The sequence below is a fragment of the Nocardioides dokdonensis FR1436 genome, assembly GCF_001653335.1.
In the GTDB taxonomy this organism is placed as follows: domain Bacteria; phylum Actinomycetota; class Actinomycetes; order Propionibacteriales; family Nocardioidaceae; genus Nocardioides; species Nocardioides dokdonensis.
The window spans coordinates 708,961-729,645 of record NZ_CP015079.1 but is presented as its reverse complement, the minus strand read 5'-3'; the positions used below and the strand labels follow the sequence as shown (position 1 = coordinate 729,645).

At 74.1% G+C, this 20,685-nt stretch carries 22 protein-coding genes; 17 read left to right on the top strand and 5 right to left on the bottom strand.

What is annotated here, in order from left to right; genetic code table 11:
- Nucleotides 1-60 precede the first annotated feature (60 nt).
- The gene (locus tag I601_RS03525; RefSeq protein ID WP_084527085.1) at nucleotides 61-1,248 is read right to left on the bottom strand and encodes a glycoside hydrolase family 5 protein; all 1,188 of its coding nucleotides are present in this window, start codon (nucleotides 1,246-1,248) and stop codon (nucleotides 61-63) included.
- Nucleotides 1,249-1,405: 157 nt separating this feature from the next.
- Here I601_RS03525 and I601_RS03520 point away from each other — a divergent pair, with 157 nt between their 5' ends.
- The 8 genes from I601_RS03520 (at nucleotide 1,406) to I601_RS03485 (ending at nucleotide 10,200) form a co-directional block, all read left to right on the top strand.
- Nucleotides 1,406-2,674 (top strand): hydroxyacid-oxoacid transhydrogenase, encoded by a 1,269-nt coding sequence (locus tag I601_RS03520; RefSeq protein WP_068106507.1) that lies wholly within the window; start codon nucleotides 1,406-1,408, stop codon nucleotides 2,672-2,674.
- A gap of 43 nt (nucleotides 2,675-2,717) precedes the next feature.
- Entirely contained in the window at nucleotides 2,718-5,615 is a 2,898-nt protein-coding gene (locus I601_RS03515) for an FAD-binding and (Fe-S)-binding domain-containing protein (protein WP_335582181.1), read from the top strand.
- 96 nt (nucleotides 5,616-5,711) lie between these two features.
- On the top strand, nucleotides 5,712-6,932 hold the full coding sequence (locus tag I601_RS03510) for a class I SAM-dependent methyltransferase (RefSeq protein WP_068106505.1): 1,221 nt from the start codon (nucleotides 5,712-5,714) through the stop codon (nucleotides 6,930-6,932).
- Nucleotides 6,925-7,959: a hypothetical protein gene (locus tag I601_RS03505; protein ID WP_157519864.1), complete on the top strand. Its 1,035-nt coding sequence runs from the start codon at nucleotides 6,925-6,927 to the stop codon at nucleotides 7,957-7,959. Before I601_RS03510 ends, I601_RS03505 begins: the two co-directional genes overlap by 8 nt.
- Nucleotides 7,960-7,972: 13 nt before the next feature.
- The gene (locus tag I601_RS03500) at nucleotides 7,973-8,977 is read left to right on the top strand and encodes a DNA topoisomerase IB (protein ID WP_084527083.1); all 1,005 of its coding nucleotides are present in this window, start codon (nucleotides 7,973-7,975) and stop codon (nucleotides 8,975-8,977) included.
- Between the two features lie 11 nt (nucleotides 8,978-8,988).
- Nucleotides 8,989-9,480, top strand: coding sequence for a macro domain-containing protein (locus tag I601_RS03495; protein WP_068106499.1), 492 nt, complete (start codon nucleotides 8,989-8,991; stop codon nucleotides 9,478-9,480).
- Nucleotides 9,477-9,851: a YidH family protein gene (locus tag I601_RS03490; protein WP_068106496.1), complete on the top strand. Its 375-nt coding sequence runs from the start codon at nucleotides 9,477-9,479 to the stop codon at nucleotides 9,849-9,851. The genes I601_RS03495 and I601_RS03490 overlap by 4 nt, the downstream gene beginning before the upstream one ends.
- A gap of 10 nt (nucleotides 9,852-9,861) precedes the next feature.
- A complete protein-coding gene (locus I601_RS03485) occupies nucleotides 9,862-10,200 on the top strand; it encodes a DUF202 domain-containing protein (protein ID WP_068106493.1) in 339 nt (112 codons plus the stop codon).
- Between the two features lie 9 nt (nucleotides 10,201-10,209).
- On the opposite strand, the gene serC is transcribed toward I601_RS03485, so the two are convergent.
- Nucleotides 10,210-11,349, bottom strand: a complete 1,140-nt coding sequence (serC, locus tag I601_RS03480) for a phosphoserine transaminase (protein ID WP_472459317.1) — start codon at nucleotides 11,347-11,349, stop codon at nucleotides 10,210-10,212.
- Nucleotides 11,350-11,416: 67 nt separating this feature from the next.
- On the opposite strand from serC, the gene I601_RS03475 reads away from it, so the two are divergent.
- Genes I601_RS03475 through I601_RS03465 form a run of 3 tightly spaced genes read left to right on the top strand, consistent with a single transcriptional unit; the run spans nucleotide 11,417 to nucleotide 12,826 of the window.
- On the top strand, nucleotides 11,417-11,857 hold the full coding sequence (locus tag I601_RS03475; protein ID WP_068106490.1) for a zinc ribbon domain-containing protein: 441 nt from the start codon (nucleotides 11,417-11,419) through the stop codon (nucleotides 11,855-11,857).
- Nucleotides 11,838-12,344, top strand: a complete 507-nt coding sequence (locus I601_RS03470) for a GNAT family N-acetyltransferase (protein WP_068106487.1) — start codon at nucleotides 11,838-11,840, stop codon at nucleotides 12,342-12,344. Before I601_RS03475 ends, I601_RS03470 begins: the two co-directional genes overlap by 20 nt.
- A 53-nt stretch (nucleotides 12,345-12,397) precedes the next feature.
- Complete coding sequence (locus I601_RS03465; protein ID WP_068106484.1) at nucleotides 12,398-12,826, top strand: nuclear transport factor 2 family protein; 429 nt, start codon at nucleotides 12,398-12,400, stop codon at nucleotides 12,824-12,826.
- Between the two features lie 14 nt (nucleotides 12,827-12,840).
- On the opposite strand, the gene I601_RS03460 is transcribed toward I601_RS03465, so the two are convergent.
- Nucleotides 12,841-13,446 (bottom strand): class I SAM-dependent methyltransferase, encoded by a 606-nt coding sequence (locus I601_RS03460; protein ID WP_068106480.1) that lies wholly within the window; start codon nucleotides 13,444-13,446, stop codon nucleotides 12,841-12,843.
- A 108-nt stretch (nucleotides 13,447-13,554) separates the two neighbouring features.
- A complete protein-coding gene (locus I601_RS03455; RefSeq protein WP_068106477.1) occupies nucleotides 13,555-14,658 on the bottom strand; it encodes a citrate synthase 2 in 1,104 nt (367 codons plus the stop codon).
- A 126-nt stretch (nucleotides 14,659-14,784) separates the two neighbouring features.
- Here I601_RS03455 and pdxH point away from each other — a divergent pair, with 126 nt between their 5' ends.
- The 5 genes from pdxH to I601_RS03430 all read left to right on the top strand — a co-directional run bounded on the left by pdxH (nucleotide 14,785) and on the right by I601_RS03430 (nucleotide 18,870).
- Nucleotides 14,785-15,447 (top strand): pyridoxamine 5'-phosphate oxidase, encoded by a 663-nt coding sequence (gene pdxH, locus I601_RS03450; RefSeq protein WP_084527992.1) that lies wholly within the window; start codon nucleotides 14,785-14,787, stop codon nucleotides 15,445-15,447.
- A 24-nt stretch (nucleotides 15,448-15,471) separates the two neighbouring features.
- Entirely contained in the window at nucleotides 15,472-15,828 is a 357-nt protein-coding gene (locus I601_RS03445; RefSeq protein ID WP_068106474.1) for a VOC family protein, read from the top strand.
- Between the two features lie 2 nt (nucleotides 15,829-15,830).
- Nucleotides 15,831-16,439 carry a GNAT family N-acetyltransferase gene (locus I601_RS03440; protein ID WP_068106471.1) on the top strand — a complete coding sequence of 203 codons (609 nt, stop codon included), beginning with the start codon at nucleotides 15,831-15,833 and terminating at the stop codon, nucleotides 16,437-16,439.
- Nucleotides 16,440-16,522: 83 nt separating this feature from the next.
- Nucleotides 16,523-17,128 (top strand): hypothetical protein, encoded by a 606-nt coding sequence (locus I601_RS03435; RefSeq protein WP_068106468.1) that lies wholly within the window; start codon nucleotides 16,523-16,525, stop codon nucleotides 17,126-17,128.
- 347 nt (nucleotides 17,129-17,475) lie between these two features.
- Nucleotides 17,476-18,870, top strand: coding sequence for an HNH endonuclease signature motif containing protein (locus I601_RS03430; RefSeq protein WP_084527081.1), 1,395 nt, complete (start codon nucleotides 17,476-17,478; stop codon nucleotides 18,868-18,870).
- A 5-nt stretch (nucleotides 18,871-18,875) separates the two neighbouring features.
- On the opposite strand, the gene soxR is transcribed toward I601_RS03430, so the two are convergent.
- Nucleotides 18,876-19,334, bottom strand: a complete 459-nt coding sequence (gene soxR / locus I601_RS03425; RefSeq protein WP_068106462.1) for a redox-sensitive transcriptional activator SoxR — start codon at nucleotides 19,332-19,334, stop codon at nucleotides 18,876-18,878.
- Between the two features lie 39 nt (nucleotides 19,335-19,373).
- On the opposite strand from soxR, the gene I601_RS03420 reads away from it, so the two are divergent.
- Nucleotides 19,374-20,399 (top strand): questin oxidase family protein, encoded by a 1,026-nt coding sequence (locus I601_RS03420; protein ID WP_068106459.1) that lies wholly within the window; start codon nucleotides 19,374-19,376, stop codon nucleotides 20,397-20,399.
- The last annotated feature ends 286 nt before the right edge of the window (nucleotides 20,400-20,685 follow it).

Genomic DNA, 20,685 nt, shown 5'->3' with positions numbered 1-20,685 from the left:
GAACAGAGGGGCCACACCCGGGTAACAGGTCGGGGCCGGCCGGCCACAACCTGGGCGCAGCTAGTCGGACGAGGCCGCGGAGGGCTCGCCGCCCAGCCAGGACTGCGCGAGGAGGCCCCACGCCGTGGGGCTCCCGAGCCGGTCGCGCACCAGGGACATCGGGTCGCCGGCGTGGTCGGCCCACACCCAGAACAGCGCGCCGACCCCGTGGTCGTCGGCCCAGGCGAGGTAGTCGTCGACGTAGCCGTCCAGCGGGTCGGTGGCTCCCAGCTCGCTGGTCAGCACCGGCACCGTGCGCGCGAGCGGCGCGAGGACCTCGTCCCAGCAGACACGGGTGCCGCACTCCTTGAAGTCGTAGCTGTGGAAGGCCGCGACCAGCTGGTCGTCGTCGGGCCGGAACTCCTGCCAGCGCGAGAGGTCGTTGGCGTAGTCGAGTCCGCTGAGCAGCACCGGCTGCTCGGCGCCGGCGTCGCGGATCGCGTCGACGACCGCCTGCATGCCCTGCGCGGCGTACGTCGTGCGGCCGGTGGTGGCGCTGCGGTCGTCCTCGGCCGGCGCGGCGCAGCCGCCGTCGCGCCAGCACTCCCACGTCAGGTCGAAGACCAGCCGGTCGGCCGCGTCGTAGCGGGAGTAGGGCTCGTTGAAGGCGTCGAACATGACGGAGGGGTGGTCGGCGTACTCCTGGGCCACCGAGCGCCAGAACGCCAGCGACTCCGCGTCGGGCATCGCGAGGTTGCCGAACTCGGGGACGCCGATCCGCTTGCGGCTGTGCAGGTCGAGCACGACGACCAGCCCGTGGGCGTTGAGGGCGTCGACGAAGTCGGCCACCTGGGCGCGGTAGTCGGCCGGGGTGCGCTCGGTGTACTCGTCGCTGACCGGGGCGCCGCGGGTGCCCAGCCAGCAGTCCTGGTTGAGCGGCAGCCGGACGGTGTCGGCACCCCACGAGGCGATGGCGGCCGCCTGCGTGCCCATCGGGTCGGTGCCCCCGGCGTCGAGCGAGGACAGCCCCCAGCCCTGGGCACAGGCGTACTCCATGCTGCTCCAGTTCACCCCGCGCGGGACCCAGGTCCTCCCGGTGCGTTGGTCGACGAGCCGGTTGCCCTCGACCACGGGCTGCGGAGCAGCGCCGGTGGCAGCCTCGTCGTCCGCGAGGACGCCCGGCAGCACGACGGCGGCGGCAGCGGCGGCGACGAGCAGCGCCACGGCCGCGCCCGCCCGCCGGACGACGCGCAGGGTCGGTCGATGCACGACGTCCCCCCTCCTGTGCCGTCGCTCGGCCGGATCCTACGGGCGGCCGCGGCCGCCGGGGCGGGCTTCGGGAACTCCCGTGGGGACGCCGCCTAGGGTGTGAGCAGCGCCACGGTGCGACCCGCCAGGCGCCCGTCCCGACCCCAGGAGCACCACCGTGACCGAGACCGTGTTCACCTACGCCGCGCCCGCGCTGAAGTTCGGCACCGGGGCCTCCGCCGAGATCGGGCACGATCTCCTGGGCCACGGCGCGCGCCGGGTCCTGCTCGTCACCGATCCCGGGGTCGCGGCCACCGGGCACCCCGCCCGCATCGCCGAGCAGGTGGCGGCGCGCGGCATCGAGGTGACGACGTACGACGAGGTGCACGTGGAGCCCACCGACGAGTCGATGGCGCACGCGATCGGGTTCGCCCGCGACGCCGGGCCCTTCGACGCGATCCTGGCGGTCGGCGGGGGGTCCTCGATCGACACCGCGAAGGCCGTCAACCTCCTGCTCACCAACCCGGGCGAGCTGATGGACTACATCAACGCGCCCGTCGGGCGGGCGCAGGCACCGACGCAGCGGCTGCTGCCGCTGGTCGCCGTGCCGACCACGACCGGCACCGGCTCGGAGAGCACCACCATCTGCGTGCTCGACGTGCTGTCCCTGCACGTGAAGACGGGGATCAGCCACCCGGCGCTGCGGCCGACGATGGCGGTGGTCGACCCCGCGCTGACCATGGGCCAGCCGGCGATGGTGACCGCCGCGGCGGGCATGGACATCCTGTGCCACGCGCTGGAGAGCTACACCGCGAAGTGGTTCGGCGACTTCGACGCCAAGACCCCCGAGCAGCGGGTGCCCTACTGCGGGGCCAACCCGATCGCCGACCTGTGGTCGGAGAAGGCGATGTCGCTGCTGGCCACGTCGTTCCGGGCCGCGGTCGCCGACGGCAGCGACGTGGTGGCCCGCGAGCAGATGGCGATGGCCGCCACCTTCGCCGGTCTCGGCTTCGGCAACGCCGGCGTGCACATCCCGCACGCGAACGCCTACCCGATCGCCGGCCGGGTGCGGGACTACCGGCCCGCGGGCTACCCGCAGGTCGAGGCGATGGTGCCGCACGGGATGGCGGTGACGCTGACCGCGCCCGAAGCCTTCCGCTTCACCTTCGAGGCCTCGCCCGAGCGGCACCTCGCCGCGGCGCGCCTGCTCGACCCCGCGCTCGGCGCCTCGGCGTCCGGTCCCGACGTGCTGCCCGACGTGCTGGCCCGGCTGATGCGTGACATCGCCATCCCCAGCGGACTCGCCGAGATCGGCTACGGCGACGCCGACGTCGACGGACTCGTCGACGGGGCGCTGAAGCAGCAGCGGCTGCTGGCGACGGCGCCCCGCGAGGTGACCCCCGAGGACCTGGCCGCGATCTTCCGCGCCTCCATGCACCACTGGTGAGACCGGCGGCGGGGCCCGACCAGGCACCCGGGACAATGAGCGGGTGAGCCAGACCCTGAGCAGCCCCCCAGGCAGCGCGGACGGCGCCGGCGGTCCCGGCGGCGACGACGTCGTCGCGGAGCTGCGCCGGCGGGGCGTGGCGGATGTCGACGACTCGACCCTGGCCCGCGCGCTGTACTCCACCGACGCCTCGCTCTACCGCGTGCCGCCCCGCGTCGTCGTACGCCCGCGCCACCGCGACGAGCTGCTCGCCGTGCTCGACGCGTCGCGGGCGACCGGGGTGCCGGTGACGATGCGTGGTGCGGGCACCTCGATCGCCGGCAACGCGGTCGGGCCCGGCATCGTCGTCGACACCGCGCGCCACCTCGACCGGGTGCTGTCCATCGACGCCGAGGCCGGCACCGCGGTCGTCGAACCGGGCACGGTGCACGCCACCCTGCAGCGCGCCGCGCTCGCCCAGGGGCTGCGCTTCGGCCCGGACCCCTCGACGCACCCGCGCTGCACCATCGGCGGGATGATCGGCAACAACGCCTGCGGCTCCCGGGCGCTGGGCTACGGGCGCACCGCCGACAACGTGGTGGGCCTCGACGTGGCCTTCGGCACCGGCGAGGTGTGGACCGGTGGCGGTCCGTCCGCGGTCGCGGACGCCCTGGCTGCCATCACCGACGCCTCGCTCTCGCACGTGCGCACCGAGTTCGGCCGCTTCACCCGCCAGGTCAGCGGCTACTCCTTCGAGCACCTGCTGCCCGAGAACGGGCGACGCCTCGAGCGCTTCCTGGCCGGCTCCGAGGGCACCCTCGGGGTCGTGCTCGGCGCCACCGTGCGCCTGGTGCCCGACGAGCCGGTGCGCCAGATGCTGGTCCTCGGCTACCCCTCCATGGTCGAGGCCGCCGACGCGGTGCCGGCCATCCTGGCCGCGGCCCGCACGCCCGGGGGCCCCGACGCGCACGGCAGCCCGAGCGGCTCGCCGCTGGTGGCGTGCGAGGGTCTCGACGCGCGCATCGTCGACCTCGTGCGCGCCCGCGGCAGCGTGCCCGACCTGCCCCGCGGCGGTGGCTGGCTCTTCGTCGAGCTCACCGACCCCGGGCTGGTCACCCCGGTGCTGGCGGCGGCCGACGCCCTCGAGCACCGCCTGGTCACCGACGCCCGCGAGTCCGCCGCCCTGTGGCGGATCCGTGAGGACGGCGCCGGCCTCGCCGCGCGCAGCCTCGACCGCCAGGCGCTCTCGGGGTGGGAGGACGCCGCGGTGCCCCCCGAGCGTCTCGGGGCCTGGCTGCGCGACTTCGACGAGCTGCTCGTGGGCCACGACCTGCAGGGCGTGCCCTACGGCCACTTCGGCGACGGCTGCGTGCACGTGCGCATCGACTTCGACTTCTCCGACCGCGACAGCGACCCCGACGCCGGGCGCCGCCGCTTCCGCGACTTCCTCACCGCCTGCGCCCACAAGCTGCGCGAGCACGGCGGCTCGCTCTCGGGCGAGCACGGCGACGGGCGCGCGCGCTCCGAGCTGCTGTCGGTGATGTACGACGAGGAGTCGCTGCGGCTCTTCGGCGCCGCCAAGGCCGTGTGCGACCCCGACGACCTGCTCAACCCCGGCGTGCTGGTCGACCCCGACCCGTTCGACGCGCACCTGCGCCCGGCCCGTCCCCGGCACGAGCCGCGCACCGTGCTCCGGCTGCTGCACGACGAGGGCTCGCTCGGTGCCGCGGTGCACCGCTGCACCGGCGTCGGCAAGTGCGTGGCCCCGCAGACCGCGGCGTCGACCGGGGTGATGTGCCCCTCGTGGCAGGCCACCCGCGACGAGAAGGACTCCACCCGCGGGCGGGCCCGCGTGCTCCAGGAGGCCCTCGACGGCGAGCTCGTGCAGGGTCTCGGCGACCCGGCCGTGGCCGAGGCGCTGGACCTCTGCCTGGCCTGCAAGGGCTGCGCCTCCGACTGCCCCACCGGCGTCGACATGGCCACCTACAAGGCCGAGGCGCTGCACCAGCGCCACGACGGCGAGGGCGCCACCGAGCGCCGTCCGCGCAGCCACCTGACCCTGGGCCGGCTGCCGATGTGGGCGCGCCTGGCCGCGCCGCTGGCGCCGGTGCTCAACCGCAGCCTCCGGCTGCGTCCGCTCGCGCGGCTGGCCAAGGCGACCGCCGGCATCGACCAGCGCCGCTCGATCCCCGGTTTCGCCCCGCGCACGCTGCGCCGCGACGCCGCCACCGCCCGCCTGCGCGACGTCAGCGCCGCCGATGCCCCCGACGTCTGGGTCTGGGCCGACTCCTTCACCGACCACTTCCTGCCCGGCTCGGGGCGCGCCGCGATCGAGGTCCTCGAGGCCGCCGGGCTGCGCGTCCGCGTCATCGACGAGCAGGCCTGCTGCGGCCTGACCTGGATCACCACCGGCCAGCTGACCCGGGCGCGCGAGATCGCCGCCCGCACCGCCGCGACCCTGGCGGCGTACGTCGCCACCGGCACGCCGGTCGTGGGGCTCGAGCCGTCGTGCCTGGCGACCCTGCGCAGCGACCTGGTCGAGCTCAGCGACGACCCCCGCGCGCAGCAGGTGGCCGACGGGGTGCTCACCTTCGCCGAGCTCGCCACCCGCCTCGACCTGCCGCTGCCCGACCTCGCGGGCGTCGAGATCGTCGCCCAGCCGCACTGCCACCAGCACGCCGTGCTCGGCTGGGACGTCGACCAGGCGCTGCTGGAGCGGGCCGGGGCCCGGGTCACCCGCGTCGCGGGCTGCTGCGGGCTGGCCGGCAACTTCGGCATGGAGAAGGGGCACTACGACGTCTCCGTCGCCGTCGCCGAGACCCACCTGCTGCCCGCGGTGCGCGCCCAACCCGACGCGGTGGTGCTGGCCGACGGGATGTCGTGCCGGGTCCAGCTCGACGACCTCGCGGGCGTCCCGACGATGCACCTGGCCGAGCTGTGGGCTTCTAGGCTGGGGCGATGAGCCCGCTGAAACCGCAGCAGCGACGCCTGATCATCCCGGTGGCGCTCGGCCTGCTGCTGCTGCTCGTCCTGATCGCCGCACTGGTGTGAGCGCGCGATGAGCGAGCCCCTGCTCGACGGTCTCGACCGCCTGCGCCCCCACCTGCTGGATCCCGACACGCTCGTGCGGGCGGTGGCCTCGGGGCGGCAGAGGAGCCGCGCCCCGCAGTGGCGGCGCGTGGAGCTGCGCTACGTGGACCTGAAGGCCGGTCGCCACCTGCAGGTGACGTCGTACGACGAGCAGCAGGCGCACACCGCGAACCACGCCGTCGGCACCGCGGCCGGGGCGGCCGTGGACGCGCTGCTCGGCGACGCGTTCGGCAACTGGCACGTCGAGACCACCACCCAGAGCCACCAGCTGCGGGTGACCAAGAAGGGCGAGGCGCTGGTGCACACCAGCGACCGGGCCCGGCCGGTCGAGGTCACCCGAGGCCACGACCGCGACAAGGAGCGGCTGCTCCCAGAGGACGACCCGCTGTTCCGCGAGCTCGGCCTCACCGATGCGCAGGGCCGGCTCAAGCCGAGCCGGCAGGCGAAGTACCGCCAGGTCGAGGAGTTCCTCCGGCTGCTCGACACCACCGTGGTGGAGGCCGTCGAGAAGGGGCACCTGCGCCGACCCACCGAGGCCGAGCCGCTGCGCGTGGTCGACCTGGGCTGCGGCAACGCCTACCTCACCTTCGCCGCCCAACGGTTCCTCAGCCACGTGCGCGGGCTGCCGGTCGCGATGACCGGGGTCGACGTCAAGGAGCAGTCGCGTGAGCACAACAGCGCGGTGGCGACCCGGCTCGGCGCCGACGCCCGCTTCGTCGTCGGCACCATCACCGACGCCGTCGTGGACCCCGCCCCCGAGGTTGTGCTCGCCCTGCACGCCTGCGACACCGCCACCGACGAGGCGCTCGCCCGAGCCGTCGCCTGGCAGGCGCCGGTCGTGCTCGCGGCGCCCTGCTGCCACCACGACGTCGCCGCCCAGCTGCGCCGGGTGCCCGCGCCGTCGCCGTACGCCGCACTGACCCGGCACGGCATCCTGCGCGAGCGCTTCGCCGACACCCTCACCGACGCGCTGCGGGCCTCGCTGATGCGGCTGGAGGGCTACAAGGTCGACGTCGTGCAGTTCGTCGAGAGCCAGCACACCCCGCGCAACACGCTCCTGCGCGCCACCCGCACCGGGGCGCCGGCGCGCGGCGGCGCACAGCGCAGCGAGTACGAGGACCTGGTCGGCACCTGGTCGCTCACCCCCCGACTGGCGGTGCTCCTGGAGCAGCAGGATGCGGGTGCCTGAACGCCTGCGCGGGCCGCTGGTCGCGCTCGCGCTGGCCCTGCCGTTCGTCGTCGGGTACGCCGCCCACGCCGCGACCGGGGACGGCGCCGACGTCGTCCTCACCTTCGCCGACCCGGAGGTGCTGGAGTCCAGCGGCCTGGTCGTCACCGACGGGCTGGTCGTGACCACCAACGACTCGGGCGACACCGGGCGGGTCTTCGCCGTGGGCCCCGAGGGACGCACGGTCGGGGTCACCACGTGGTCGGACTCCCCGGTCGACGTGGAGGCGCTGGCCCCGGCCGGCCCGGGGCAGGTCTGGGTCGGCGACATCGGCGACAACGCCGCGGCGCGCGACTCGGTCTCCGTGGCCCGGGTGCCGGTGGGCCGCGGGCCGATCGACGCCGGTGCCGAGGCCGCGGGTGCGACGTACGAGCTGGTCTACCCGGGGGGCGCCCGTGACGCCGAGACCCTGGTGGCGCACCCGCGCACCGGGCGGCTCTACGTGGCCAGCAAGAGCTTCTTCGGCGGCACCCTCTACGAGGCTCCGGCGCGCCTGGACCCCGACCGGCCCAACGAGCTGCGCGAGGTGGGCGGGGTGCTGCCGATCGCCACCGACGGTGCGTTCTTCCCCGACGGTCGCCACCTGGTCGTGCGTGACTACGGTCGGGCCGAGGTCTACGCCTGGCCCTCCCTGCGCTCGGTCGGGGAGCTCGACCTGCCCGACCAGCAGCAGGGTGAGGGGATCGCCGTCACCGGCGACGGGCGGGTGCTGGTGAGCACCGAGGGCCAGTTCAGCGACGTCCTCGAGGTGCCCCTGCCCGCCGACCTGCAGGAGGCCCTGGCCCCGGCGCCGAGCGAGCCGACCGGCACGGCCACGGCGCCGGCGGCGCCGGACACCGAGGTCGCCCCGCCCGCACCGGCGGACGAGGGGCTGCGCACGGTCCCGCTCAGCTGGCTGCTCGGCGCCCTGACCGCGATCCTGCTGGCCGGGTGGCTGCTCGTGCGCGCCGTCCGCCGTGCGGGTGATGGTGGGCGGACGCGACGCTGACTAGGTTGCGCGCATGGTGCGGCTGCGCAGGACCTCTCCCGACCAGCCCGGGTGGACCCGGCGCCGGGCCGGCCGCGGGTTCGTCTATCTCGACGGGGGCGGCGACCGGCTGCCCGAGGAGGACGCGCAGCGGGTGCGCGACCTGGTGATCCCCCCGGCCTGGAAGGACGTGTGGGTCACCCCGCACGAGAACGGCCACCTGCAGGCGGTCGGCACCGACGACGCCGGGCGCCGCCAGTACCTCTACCACCCGGCCTGGCGCGAGAAGCGCGACGCGGAGAAGTTCGACCGGATGCTGGAGTTCGGCAAGGCGCTCTCCCGGGCGCGCGAGCTCGTGGTGCGCGACCTCGGCCAGGAGGGGATGCCGATGGAGCGTGCCTGCGCGGCGGCCGTGCGGCTGCTCGACCTGGGCTACTTCCGCATCGGCAACGACGTCTACGCCGACGAGAACGGCTCCTTCGGCCTGACCACGCTCGAGCGGCGCCACGTGCGCCGGCGCCAGGACCGGCTGGTGTTCACCTTCACCGGCAAGTCCGGGGTGGACCACCGCATCGAGATCGACGACGTGACCGTGATCGAGGCCCTCGAGGTCATGCGCCGACGCCGCGGCGGCGACCTGCGGCTGCTGTCGTTCAAGGAGGGCCGCTCGTGGCGGTCGGTGCTGCCCGACCTCGTCAACGAGTACGTGCGCGCCTCGACGGGGCTGGAGGCCACGGCCAAGGACTTCCGCACGTGGCACGCGACCGTGCTGGCCGCCGCGGCCCTGGCGAGCACCACCGAGCACGGCGAGACGCAGGCCTCGCGCAAGCGGGCGGTGTCGGCGGCGATGACCGAGGTCTCCGGCTTCCTGGGCAACACCCCCACCCTGGCCCGCTCGTCGTACGTCGACCCGCGCGTGGTCGAGGCCTACGAGGAGGGCCGCACCATCCACGGCACCACCCGCCTGCACCACGACACCCCCGACCAGCGCCAGGCCGCCCTGGAGCGCGCCACGCTGCGGCTCATCCGCGACTCCTGAGGAGGACCCGAGTGGACATCACCGTCGTCCACGGCGACATCACCACCCAGCAGGTCGACGCGGTCGTGAACGCCGCCAACCGCCGGATGCGCGGCGGCGGGGGAGTCGACGGCGCCATCCACGCCGCCGGCGGCCCGGCCGTCCTGGAGGACTGCCGTCGCCGCTTCCCCCGCGGCCTGGCCACCGGTGACGCCGGGTGGACCACCGCCGGGGACCTGCCGGCACGCTGGGTGGTGCACGTGGTGGGGCCGAACCGCCACGCCGGTGAGGACGACCGCTCGCTGCTGGTCTCCTGCTACGCCCGCGCGCTGGAGGTCGCGGACGAGCTCGGCGCCCGCACGATGGCGCTGCCCCTGGTCGGCGCCGGGGTCTACGGCTGGTCGGTCTCCGACTCTGTCACCGCGGCGCTCGAGGCGTTCCGGACCACCGACACCGACGTGGGCGAGGCGCGCTTCGTGGCGTTCAGCCCGGCGTCGTACGACGTCGTCAGCGCGGCGCTGTGACGAGGCGACGCGCAGCAGGGGGTCGGGGTCGCTGGCCGGGCTGGGTCTACGACGGCGGCCACGAGCCCGACCACCGCTTCAGCTTCGCCAACGAGCGCACCTTCCTGGCCTGGATCCGCACCGCCCTGGCCCTGGTCGCGGCCGGGGTCGCGGTCGACGTCATCGAGCTCGACGCCGCGCCCGCGCTGCAGCGCGGTCTGAGCGTGCTGCTCGTCGGCGCGGGGCTGGCGTTCGCGGTGCTCGCCTGGGTCCGGTGGGCGCGCTCGGAGCGGGCGATGCGGCGCGGGGTCGCGCTGCCGTCGGCCGGCGGGTTGATGGTCTTCGGGGTCGCGGTGGTCGCCGTGGCCGCGGTGCTGGCCCTGCTCCTGTGACGAGGGCGCTGTGACGTCCCACGGTGGCGAGTCCCCCGGCCTGGCCAACGAGCGCACCGCCCTCGCCTGGCAGCGCACCGCGCTGTCGGTGGTGCTGGGCGCGATGGTCGTGGCCAGGCTCACCGTCGGACGTCTGGGTGCCGGGGTGGGCGTGGTGGCGCTGGCCGGGCTGGTCCTGGGCGGATGGGTCGCCCTCGAGGGCGTGGCCCGCTACCGCACCCGGCGCACGCACCCGGTGGCCGAGCCCGCCCACCGCGGTGGGCGGGTCACGCTCCTGCTGGCCGGCACCGTCGTGCTGGTGGGGCTCACCGAGCTGGCCGCGATCCTGGTCGGTCCCGGCCTGGACTAGCGGCCGGGATCAGAGCCGCTCGACCACCCAGTCGACGCAGGCCGTGAGCGCCGCGACGTCGGCGGCCTCCACCGCGGGGAACATCCCGACCCGCAGCTGGTTGCGGCCCAGGCGTCGGTAGGGATCGATGTCGACCACGCCGTTCGCACGCAGCACGGAGACGACGGTCGCCGCCGGGACGGCGTTGTCGAGGTCGACGGTGCCGACCACCAGGGAGCGGTGCTCGGGGTCGGCGACGAAGGGGGAGGCCCACGAGGCGGCCTCGGCCCAGGCGTAGAGGTGCTGCGAGGAGCGGGTGGTGCGCTCGACCATGGCCGGCAGCCCACCGAGGCCGTTCATCCAGTCGAGCTGCTCGGCCAGGAGGAACAGCGTGGCGATCGCCGGGGTGTTGTAGGTCTGCTGCTTGCGCGCGTTGTCGATCGCGGTCGGCAGGTCGAAGAACGCGGGGACGTGCCGGTCCGTCGCGGCGATCCGGTGGGTCCGCTCGATCGCGGCGGGCGACATGATCGCGATCCACAGCCCGCCGTCGGAGGCGAAGCCCTTCTGCGGGGCGAAGTAGTAGACGTCGCTCTCGCGCAGGTCCACGGGCAGCCCGCCCGCACCCGAGGTGCCGTCGACCAGCACCAGGGCGCCGGGGTCGGTCCCCTCGGGACGGCGCACCGGTGCCATCACGCCCGTCGAGGTCTCGTTGTGCGCCCACGCGTAGGTGTCCACCCCGGACTCCGCGAGCGGGTGGGCCAGCGAGCCCGCCGGTGCCTCGCGCACCGACGGCTCGGCCAACCAGGGTGCGGCGCCGGCGGCGGTGGCGAACTTGGCGGTGAACTCGCCGTAGGTCAGGTGCTGGCTGCGGTGCTCGACGAGACCGTGCGTGGCGACGTCCCAGAACGCGGTGGACCCGCCGTTGCCGAGCACCACCTCGTAGCCCTCCGGCAGGTCGAAGAGCGTGGCCAGCCCCTCGAGGACCCGGCCCACCAGGGCCCGCACCGGCGCCTGGCGGTGGGAGGTGCCCATCAGGGCCGCGCCGGGGCCGGCCAGCGCGTCGAGGCGACCGGCGGGCACCTTGGAGGGACCGGACCCGAAGCGGCCGTCGAGGGGCAGCAGGTCGACAGGGATGCTCAGGTCCGTCACGGGGTCGCTCACAGGCCCTATTCTCACCGGTGGCCGGGCGCTGCCCACAACGGGTGTGGGTGGCGGGCCCTCGACACCTGGAGACGCAATGACCCCCCATGGACTGCCGGACACCGCCCGGACCCGGACGGCACTGCGGGTCGGCGGCGCCGTCCTGCTGCTGGTCGGGGTGGTCGTGTTCGGCTGGGGGGCCTACACGGTGTTCACCTACGAGGGATTCGACGGACCGCCGGGCCTGGCCATCCTCGCCTTCCTCGGTGGTCTGCCCATGATCGGGCTGGGGCTGGGCGCCCTCAACATGAGCACCATCGGCGCCCAGTCGCGCTACGTGGCGGGGGAGACGATGCCGACGGTCAAGCAGTCGGCGGCCTACCTCACCGACGGCGAGGGCATCCTGGGCGTGGGCCGCACGGCCGGCGACCGCGCTCCGGCTGGCAGCGCCGCGGCGGGCCCGTACTGCCGCTCGTGCGGGGTGCGCAACGACGCGGACGCGAGGTTCTGTGACGGCTGTGGCACGTCCCTCGCCTGAGGAGCCCCGCGGGACGGGGTGGGAGCTGGAGCGGGTCGGTTTCGGCCACCCCGACGTGACCCGGCTGGTCACCGAGGTCCAGGCCTTCTACACCGAGCGCTACGGCGGTCCGGACGAGACGCCGCTGGACCCGGCCATGTTCGAGCCACCCACCGGCAGCTTCTACGTCGGCCGTCTCGACGGTGAGCCGGTCGCGACCGGGGCGTGGCGGCGTACCGTCGTCGGCGCCTTCCCAGGCCTGGTGACCGTCGAGATCAAGCGGATGTACGTCGCTCCACGGGCGCAGCGGCGCGGGCTCGCGCGGCTGGTGCTCGCGCACCTCGAGCGCAGCGCCGCCGAGGCGGGCGCCCAGGCGGTGGTGCTGGAGACCGGGACGATGCAGCCGGAGGCGATCGCGCTGTACACGTCCTCGGGCTACGCGCCGGTGCCGGGCTTCGGGTACTACAAGGACGCACCGCTGTCGCGCTGCTTCGGCAAGCGCTTGTGAGCACCCGCCCCCGGGGGTGCGTACCCCCGGGACCGCCGCGTCGTTGAGGGGTCGTGAGCACGTCGGACGTCCAGCAGCAGATCGTCGTCGCCGCCCTCGACCGGCTCTCCGAGCGGTTCCGGGCCCGCGACGTCGACGGAGCCGTCGCGTGCTTCTCCCCGGAGGGCGCGGTCTACGGCGACGACCTCGGTGAGCACGCCCACGGGACCGAGGAGCTGCGGCTGTTCCTGGCCGAGGTGTTCGAGGAGACCTGCACCCTGGGCTGGGAGGTCGGCGAGACCTGGTCCCGGCGGCGCGGCGACGTGATGTGGTTCGTCTCCGACGCCGAGGCGGTCCTCGACTACCCCGACGGACTCCGGGAGTGCGTGCGGCTGCAGCTGTCGGGCATCCTGAGCCGGCACCGCCGCAGATGGCGCTTCGAGCTCTTCACCGGCACCCAGCCGGTCACCCACAGCCGGGAGCTGCTGGTCACGCTGGGTTGATCAGGCCGGGTTGATCAGGCCGGGCTGACGACGGCGTAGCGCTCGTCGTCGATCTCCTTGCCCCACAGCGTGGGGTCGGGCAGCGGGTGCACGGTGCCGGTGCGCCCGATCGAGGCGAGGGCGTCCACGACCTCGTGGGCGGTCAGGCCGCCCCGGGTGCCGTCGCCCTGCGACCAGTGACCCTCGACGAGCACCAGGCGACCGCCCGGCTGCAGCAGCGCCGACCAGCGGCGCAGCGCCTCGACCGGGTCGGGCATCGCCCACAGGACGTGGCGCGAGAGCACGACGTCGTACTCGCCCGCGCACAGCGGGGGGTCGTAGGCGTCGGCCTCGATGACGTTGACGTCGCGCTCGTGGGCGGTCTTGGCCAGGGCGCGGGCGACCATCTCGGGGGAGAAGTCGAGACCGTCGACGACGTGCCCGTGCTCGGCCAGCAGCAGCGCCAGGGTGCCGGTGCCGCAGCCGAGGTCCGCCACCCGGCTGCAGGGCGGGGGCAGCAGGTCGCCCATCAGTCGCGACCAGGCGGCCCGGACCGCGGGGTCGAGCAACCCGTGGTCGGCGGCCAGGTCGAAGGCCGGTGCTTCGGCGTCCCATAGTCGGACAGCTGCGGAGCTCGTCATGGCCCTCGACCTTAGGTCATGACGGCGCCGCTTGCGAGCCCCAGGCGCAGGACGGCCGGCCCGCTCCAGGAGGGAGGGGGCCGGCCGGTCGTGCGGTGCCGAGGGGACTCAGGCGCCCCAGGCCTCCTGCCAGCCCGAGATCTCCGAGGCCGGGCGCGCGCCCGGGCCGGTGTAGATCGCGGACGGGCGGATCAGGCGGCCGGTGCGCTTCTGCTCGAGGATGTGCGCCGACCAGCCACCGGTGCGCGCACAGGTGAACATGGAGGTGAACATGTGCGGCGGCACCTCGGCGAAGTCGAGGACGATCGCGGCCCAGAACTCCACGTTGGTCTCGAGGACGCGGTCGGGGCGACGCTCGCGCAGCTCCTTGAGGGCGGCCTTCTCCAGGGCCTCGGCGACCGCGTAGCGCGGGGCGTTGAGCTCCTTGGCGGTGCGACGCAGCACCCGGGCGCGGGGGTCCTCGGCGCGGTAGACGCGGTGACCGAAGCCCATCAGCCGGTCGCCACGGTCGAGCAGGCCCTTGACGTAGGTCTCGGCGTCGCCGGACTCCTCGACGTCGGAGATCATCCCGAGCACGCGGCTCGGGGCGCCGCCGTGGAGCGGGCCGGACATCGCGCCGATGGCGCCGGAGAAGGCGGCGGCCACGTCGGCACCGGTGGAGGTGATGACGCGCGCGGTGAAGGTGGAGGCGTTCATGCCGTGCTCGGCAGCGCTGCTCCAGTAGGCGTCGATGGCCTTGACGTGCTTGGGGTCGGCCTCGCCCTTCCAGCGGATCAGGAACTTCTCGGCCAGGGTCGCGCCCTCGTCGACGGTCTTCTGGGGGACGATGGCCTGGTTGAGGCCACGCGCCGACTGGGCGGCGTACGAGAGCACCATGACGGCGAGGCGGCCGATGTCCTCGCGCGCCTGCTCGTCGGAGATGTCGTAGGTCTGGCCGAAGCCGAAGGCCGGCGCGAGCATCGCGACCGCGGCCTGCACGTCCACGCGCACGTCACCGGTGTGCACCGGCAGGTTGAAGGGCTCGGCGGGCTCCAGGCCCGGGGTGTAGGCGCCGTCGATCAGCAGGCCCCAGACGTTCTCGAACGGGACCCGGCCGACGATGTCCTCGATGTCGACACCGCGGTAGCGGAGCGCGGATCCCTCCTTGTCGGGCTCGGCGATCTCCGTCTCGAAGGCGACGACGCCTTCCAGTCCGTGGTGTACCTCGGTCATCGCATGACTCCTGTGTCGTGTGCGGCAGCGTCCAAACCGTCGCATTGTGTCAGTCCTGCTCGCGGGACGGCAGCCCGCGTTCCAGAACCCCGTGGGGTGGGGCTCCCCGGTGGCTACCGTGAGGGCATGTCGATCCCCACCGAAGACGCGCTGCGCAGGCTGCGCCACGAGTACGCCGCCGCGGGGCTCAGCGAGGCGGACCTGGCCCCGGACGCGATGCAGATGTTCGGACGCTGGTTCGAGGAGGCGCGCGCGGCGGGCCTGCACGAGCCGAACGCGATGGTGGTGGCGACGGCGTCCGCGGCCGGGGTGCCGTCGGTGCGCACGGTGCTGCTCAAGGGGCTCTCCTCGGGAGGGGCCGACGGGTTCGTGTTCTTCACCAACCACGGGTCGCGCAAGGGTCGCGAGCTCGCCGAGAACCCGCGCTGCTCGCTGCTGTTCCCCTGGCACCCCCTCGAGCGGCAGGTGCGGGTCGAGGGGGTCGTCGAGGTGCTCTCCCGCGACGCGGTGGCCGGCTACTTCGCGCAGCGGCCCCGGGGCTCCCAGCTCGGCGCCTGGGCCTCGGCGCAGTCCTGTGTCGTGGCCGGGCGCGAGGAGCTCGCGGCGTCGTACGCCGCCGCCGAGGAGCGCTTCGCCGGAGGTGACGTGCCGGTGCCCCAGGAGTGGGGCGGGTACGTCGTGCGGCCCGAGGTCGTGGAGTTCTGGCAGGGCCGCCCCAGCCGGATGCACGACCGGCTGGTCTACCGCCGCTCGGGCGCCGGCTGGGACGTCGAGCGCCTGGCGCCCTGAGCCCGGGGGCGCCAGGGTGGGTGCATGGACATGCGACTCGAGCTGGTACCGCTGCGCTCCACCGACATCGACCGGAGCCGGGCCTTCTACGTCGAGCAGGTCGGCTTCGGGCTCGACCACGACGTCGAGCCCGGCAACGGCATGCGGATCGTCCAGCTGACCCCGCCGGGATCGGCCTGCTCGGTGGTCCTCGGGGTCGGCGGCCCCGAGGCGGCCCCCGTCGCCGGGCTGCACCTGGTCGTCGACGACGTCCACGCCGCCTGCGCGGAGCTGCGCGAGCGCGGGGTCGACGTCACCGACGTCGAGGACATGGGCGGTGTCCGGTACGCCCGGTTCAGCGATCCCGACGGCAACTCCTGGGCGCTGCAGCAGCTCGGCTGACGATGGCCGGCGCCACGACCTGGGAGACGCACCCGGTCACCCCCGACCGGTTCGAGGACTTCGCCGACGTCCTCAACCCGAACCGGCGTGCGTCGCACTGCTGGTGCCTCTCGCACCGCCTCGGGGCGAAGCAGATCGAGGAGCTGGGTCAGGGCAGCCGCGAGCGGGCCGCGCGGGCGCTGTGCGAGCGCGAGCGGCCGCCGGGGGTGCTCACCTACCGCGACGGCACGCCCGCCGGCTGGTGCAGCATCGGTCCGCGCGCGGACAACCCCAGGCTGGTCTCGTCGCGGGTGAACCGTCCGCTCGACGACGTGGCGGTGTGGAGCATCATCTACGTCGTGGTGCGCGCCGGGCACCGGCGTCAGGGGGTGACGACGCCGCTGCTGGAGGGTGCCGTCGCGTGGGCCGCCGCCGAGGGCGCGCCGGCGGTGGAGGCCTACCCGGTCGACCCGGCGGGGGAGCGGATGGACCTGACGATGGCCTTCGTCGGCACCCGAGCCATGTTCGAGAAGGTGGGTTTCGAGGTGGTCGGGACCACCGACGCCGTCGCGAGCTCGATGCCGCGGCTCGTGGTGCGCCGCTACCTGCCCGCATCCCCCATCTGCGGGTAGCGCCTGTCCTGGAGGCGGCGGATGCTCGAGAGGTCGGTGACGGCGACGAGCGCTGTCGACCACCCCCCAGACCGGAGATCGACATGCACCAGGGTCATTCCATCCACGCCCTCGCCGGAGGGCTGCTCGCCACGGCACTGCTCACCGCCGGCGTCCCCGCTGTCGCCCACGCCGGGTCGCCGGCGACCCCCAGGATCTCGGCGGCGTACGGCGTCCCCGCTCCCAAGAACGAGCAGGGCGGCGTGCAGAGCCCCTACGTCAGCTGCTCGAAGAACCAGGTGGCGCCCCGCGTGAAGTGGGTCCTCACCAACCTCGAGACGGACGAGTCGAACACCTACCGCTGGCGCGGCGCCCTGCCCGGCGTCCACTTCCCCCGGGTCGATGTCGGCACCTACCGCTCCCGGACCACCGCCTGGTGCAACGGCAACAAGGCCATCCGGGTCCAGGAGGTCGACGTCGACCAGAAGACGTACAAGAAGACCGTCTCGCGACGCGAGTTCAAGAAGGTGCGGCGCGGGATGACCCGGTCGGAGGTGCGTGAGGTGGTCGGCTTCCGCGGCAAGGACTGCTCCGCCTACAACGGCCGGAGGACCTGCGTCTACGACATGATGGCGTTCTGGCGGTGGTCGTTCATCACCTTCAAGAACGGCAAGGTCGTCTCGAAGCTCTGGGACGTCGGCCACGACTGACGGGGTGCTCCGGAGCCAGCGTGCCCGCGCCCTCGGGGAACGCCTCCGTTGGCCGTTGTCGCACCGGCGGTAGGTCGACAAGATGGACGAATACCTCGAGCTGAGTACTCACCAGCCGCCAGGCCGCGGGGGCACGCTACGTGGCAGGAGCCGGGCGGTTGGGCGGTGCGTCAGCAACCAGTTGCAGGGTGGACATGGTTGCTGCGGCACCGCCCAGCGGCCTGACCGCGGCACGACCGCGGGCCGACGGCGGCAGGCGCGGCCGGTGCTGGCGACCAGCCCGACGGCTGTCCACAGACGGTGGGAGACCTCTTGACTCGAACTGGTGTGCGAGTAAAATCGGGGGCATGCTCGGGACACAGGCGCGGGAGGACATGAGCGAGGACCAGGTCCTCGACGCAGCCTCCCGCCACGCCGAGCTGCTGCAACGCTCCGAGGTCGGGCTCCTCGAGGTCGCCTACCAGTGGGCCGTCCTGCACTCCGTGGACCGCCTCGACCCGCACCAGACCCGGCTCCCGGGACGTGAGCAGGGCCGCCGCTACGGCGGCACCGGGGTCAGCGAGGTCTCCGAGTTCGCCGCCGCCGAGCTCGGCGCCCGCATCGGACGCACCACCCACGCCGCGATCGCCCTGATCGCCGACGCCCAGGACCTGCGCCACCGCCACCCGGTGCTCTGGGCCCGCGTCCAAGCAGGCGAGGTCCGCGCCTCCTACGCCCGCCACGTCGTGACCAAGACCCGCGAGCTGTCGCTCGCCGAAGCCGCCCACGTCGACGCCGAGGTCGCCGAATCAGCCGACGGACGCATCCCCTGGACCCGCTTCGAGGCCCTCGTCGCCGGCAAGGTCGCCACCGCCGCCCCCGCCCTGGCCCGCGAGAAGGAAGAACGCGCCAAGAAGGCCCGCTTCGCGAAAATCATCGGCCGAGGCGAGCACGGGATGGCCTCCTTCCGCATCCGCGCCGACATCGCCACCATCACCGCCCTCGACACCGCCATCACCACCCGCGCCGCCCAGCTCGCCCAGACCCTGCCCGACGAACCAGGCGCTCACGACGAGGACGACGAGACCCGCACCGACGAGCGCAGCATCACCATCGACGACCGCCGCGTCCTGGCCGCCCTCCAGCTCGCCACCGGCACCGGCCCCGACCAGACGCCGGACCTCGACGTGACCCTGGTGGTGCACCTCGACGGCCGCGGCGAGCACGAGCTCGACACCCACGGTCACCCCCTCGAACCCATCGCCCGACTCGAGGGCCACGGCCCCCTCACCACCACCTGGCTCCGCGAAACCCTCGGCCCCCGGGCCCGCTTCCGCATCCAGCCCGTCATCGACCTCGCCCACCAGGTCCCTGTCGATGCCTACGAGATCCCCGCCCGACATCGACAGGCCGTGCGTCTGATGACGCCGGCCGACACCTTCCCCTACGCCACCTGCACCAGCACCACGATGCAGATCGACCACACCGTGCCCTACCAACCAGACGGCACCGGTGGTCCCAGCGTGCTCGGGAACTACGGCCCCCTCACCACCACCCACCACCGCATCAAGACCCACGGCGACTGGCAGGTCCACCAACCCGTCCCCGGCATCTACCTCTGGCAAGACCCCCACGGCGCCCACTACCTCGTCGACCACACCGGCACCCGACGCCTACCCCAGACACCCCGACGCCCACAGCCGACCAGCACCCTCGAGATCTACGAACCCGACCTCCAGATCGACCTCGCCTACGCCGCCTAGGCTCCTCAGTCCGCGTCGGTCTCGTCCGGGAACAGCCGGCGCGAGCCGGAGCCCTCGTCGCCCAGGTCGTCGTCGGGGTTGTAGAGCCGGCACCGCTGCAGGGACAGGCAGCCGCACCCGATGCAGCCGGTGAGGTCGTCGCGCACCCGCTCCAGGTCGGCGATGCGCCGTTCGAGCGCCGGCCGCCACCGTGCGGACATCCGGGTCCACTGGGCGCGGGTGGGGGCTGCGTCCACCGGCACGCCCTCGAAGGCGGCGCCGATCTCCTCCAGGCTCAGCCCCACCCGCTGGGCCGCGCGGATCACCGCCACGCGGCGCAGCGCCGCGCGCTCGTAGCGCCGCCGGTCTCCGGGGGTGCGGGTGCTGGTGACCAGACCCAGCGACTCGTAGTAGCGCAAGGCGGAGGGCGCGACCCCCGAGCGCCGCGCCACCTCGCCGATGGTGAGCAGGTCCCGTCGATCCATGCTTGACCTCAAGTCCACTTGATGTAATCGAATCGTCGCATGATCACCACCGGCAGCTACGACGAGGCGCTCGAGCGCTTCCACCACACGGGTCCCGAGCGCGAGGGCTGGCTCTCCAACCACGGCCCGATGGTCGCCGAGGCGCTGGCCAGGCTCGGGCACGAGGACCGGGTGCACCGCTGGACCGACGGCTACATCAGGGGGCTCGAGGACGTCCCGCGAGGGATCGACCGCATCGACGCCGCGGCCTGGCGCGACCCGCTCGGCGACCCGGTGCGCAGCGGGGACTGGATCGACTTCTTCCGCGCCGAGGTCGAGCAGGAGGCTTGGGCCACGACCCTGGTCCGCTGGTGGCCCCGGCTCCTGCCCGGCATCGCGGCCGGGGCCACGCACGGCGTGATCCGGGTCGGCCACGCGGTCCGGGCGCTGCGCGCCGAGGAGACCGCGCCGCGCCGCCAGGAGCTCGCCCACGCCCTGGCCTACTGGGCCGCGCGCTGGCAGCCGGTGCCGCAGGTCGCGCCGGCCGGTCGGCTGAGCGCGGCGCGGGCGCTCACCCTGGTGCCGCCCGTGCCCCGGCAGGAGCACGGCATCCGCAACCGGATCGCCCAGCTGGACGAGACCGGCGGTTGGCGCCGGGCGGTCAGGTCGCTCGCGCCGCCCGATCGGTCCGCCGACGTCCCCGAGGCCCTCCGGTCCCTGGTCGACGCCGTCCTCGCGCAGTACGCCGCCCGCGCCCACGGCAACGCGACGATGCTCGTGCACGCGGCGACGGCACCCCAGGCCGTGCTCAACGCCCTGCCCTCGCTCCCGGAAGCCATGTGGTCCGCCAGCCTCGAGGCGGCCTGGTCGGCGACCGCGGCCGTCGTGGCGGCGTACCTGCCACCCGACACCCGCCCGGTCCCGCGGTTGGGGGCGCACACCCCGGACGAGGTGCTCGAGCAGGCGCTCGCCCACGGAGGCGAGCACGTCATCAAGCTCGCCGACACCGCGCTGGGGGCTCGGACGAGCTCCGAGGAGCCGCTCGCCCTGGCCGCCGTGCTGACCGCGATCGACCTCGACGCGTAGCTGCGTGGGAGCGTGTCAAAACCCCTTGTCGGACCGTGCCCGGCGTCGTACCGTTTTCGGTACACGGGAAGGAGGTGGTCCGGAGAATGAGTTCTTCCAGGACGAGTGAGGTGGCTGCCCGCTAGCAGCCCCAGCAGGACGACGGGGCAGGAGTGCCCCTGATGCTGCTGGCGAATTCCAAGCAGCTGCCCGACCCGCAGGTGACCCGGCTCCGTCCGCCGGGTGCGGCTCTCCACGAGAGCCACACCTGCGGGTCGCTGCACGTCCGGGGTGCGCGCTCGGTTGG

What these genes read in the sequence shown, in the direction of transcription:
- I601_RS03440 (WP_068106471.1), top strand. Translation starts at nt 15,831, where the DNA reads ATGGCCGGCGCCACGACCTGGGAGACGCACCCGGTCACCCCCGACCGG.
- I601_RS03455 (WP_068106477.1), bottom strand. Translation starts at nt 14,658, where the DNA reads ATGACCGAGGTACACCACGGACTGGAAGGCGTCGTCGCCTTCGAGACG.
- I601_RS03445 (WP_068106474.1), top strand. Translation starts at nt 15,472, where the DNA reads ATGGACATGCGACTCGAGCTGGTACCGCTGCGCTCCACCGACATCGAC.
- pdxH (WP_084527992.1), top strand. Translation starts at nt 14,785, where the DNA reads ATGTCGATCCCCACCGAAGACGCGCTGCGCAGGCTGCGCCACGAGTAC.
- soxR (WP_068106462.1), bottom strand. Translation starts at nt 19,334, where the DNA reads ATGGATCGACGGGACCTGCTCACCATCGGCGAGGTGGCGCGGCGCTCG.
- I601_RS03500 (WP_084527083.1), top strand. Translation starts at nt 7,973, where the DNA reads ATGGTGCGGCTGCGCAGGACCTCTCCCGACCAGCCCGGGTGGACCCGG.
- I601_RS03475 (WP_068106490.1), top strand. Translation starts at nt 11,417, where the DNA reads ATGACCCCCCATGGACTGCCGGACACCGCCCGGACCCGGACGGCACTG.
- I601_RS03420 (WP_068106459.1), top strand. Translation starts at nt 19,374, where the DNA reads ATGATCACCACCGGCAGCTACGACGAGGCGCTCGAGCGCTTCCACCAC.
- I601_RS03460 (WP_068106480.1), bottom strand. Translation starts at nt 13,446, where the DNA reads ATGACGAGCTCCGCAGCTGTCCGACTATGGGACGCCGAAGCACCGGCC.
- I601_RS03510 (WP_068106505.1), top strand. Translation starts at nt 5,712, where the DNA reads ATGAGCGAGCCCCTGCTCGACGGTCTCGACCGCCTGCGCCCCCACCTG.
- I601_RS03430 (WP_084527081.1), top strand. Translation starts at nt 17,476, where the DNA reads ATGCTCGGGACACAGGCGCGGGAGGACATGAGCGAGGACCAGGTCCTC.
- I601_RS03435 (WP_068106468.1), top strand. Translation starts at nt 16,523, where the DNA reads ATGCACCAGGGTCATTCCATCCACGCCCTCGCCGGAGGGCTGCTCGCC.